This window comes from Plantactinospora alkalitolerans, from assembly GCF_015690345.1.
GTDB classification, from domain to species: Bacteria; Actinomycetota; Actinomycetes; order Mycobacteriales; family Micromonosporaceae; genus Plantactinospora; species Plantactinospora alkalitolerans.
On sequence record NZ_JADPUN010000008.1, the window covers coordinates 1 to 1,007 of the forward strand.

Below are 1,007 nucleotides of genomic sequence, written 5' to 3' on the forward strand. Positions count from 1 at the left end.
CCCGCGATACCGAGCGCGGTCTTACGGATCGGAGTCTCGGTGATGGCCGGTAGCCACTTCTTGACGGTAGTCATGATGGTTGCCTTCCATTCCGGGGGTAAGACGGACCGCGAACCACGCGACGCGCAGGGGGCGCACGCCACCGTCAACGGCTCGTCAGAAAGGAATCCCAACCCGATACACAAGGGGGGATGCGCATGTCCGGGCGGCAGTACCTCGTGCTCATGCTCCGGACGTACGGGGGATGTAACCGAGGGCCGGCGGCTGGCATTCCCGGGTTCCCGGCCACCCGACCGTGTCTGACCACGGGCGGATCACCGGACCCGGGGACCCGAACCGGGCCCCGACCCGACAGACAACCCCAAATCCCGGCCTGAGCCGGGGGCGGGCTGCTGCGGACCTACGCTGGGTATAACCGTGGCCGGCCACCGGGTGTTCCCGCCAGCGGGCCCGATCGGCCAATCGTTCATGTCCAGCTCGCCAAACCCGGACATTCGGTCCGAAACCGCTCAGCCCTGGGCCGCCAGCCCGTACGGCTTCAGTAGGCAGGCCACGGCCGCCGGGTCCTCGACGTGGGCGTTGTGTCCCAGTCCGGGCAGCGTCGTCGCCGGAACGTCCAGCCGGGCGAGATCGTCGTCGCTGACCAGCGGGTCCCGCTCTCCCCTGGCGAGCAGAACCCGAGCCGGTGCGGCGGCCAGGAGCAGCTCGGCCACCTCCGGTGCCCCGACGGAGAAGGCGCGGGGATCCATGGCCAGCCGCCACCGCCCGTCCCCCGCCGTCGCCAGTCCGGCATCCACTTCGGAGTCGTCGGCGTCGACCAGGCCGGTCAGCCCGGAAACTCGCAGGTACCGCTGCGCCGCCTCGGCCCGGGAGTCGTACCAGGCCACCGGACGCTCCGCCAGTGCGTCGGTCCGGGCCAGCTCGTCGGAGGTCCAGACGACCTTCACGCCGAACCCGACGACGGCCTCCACCGACCACCCGAGCCCCCCGCCCGCCGAGGACCGCAC

General features: G+C 71.1%; 1 pseudogene. It reads right to left on the minus strand.

Annotated elements, in window-relative coordinates:
* Nucleotides 1–509: 509 nt before the first annotated feature.
* Nucleotides 510–1,007: pseudogene (locus tag I0C86_RS00040) on the minus strand (hypothetical protein); the annotation flags it as partial.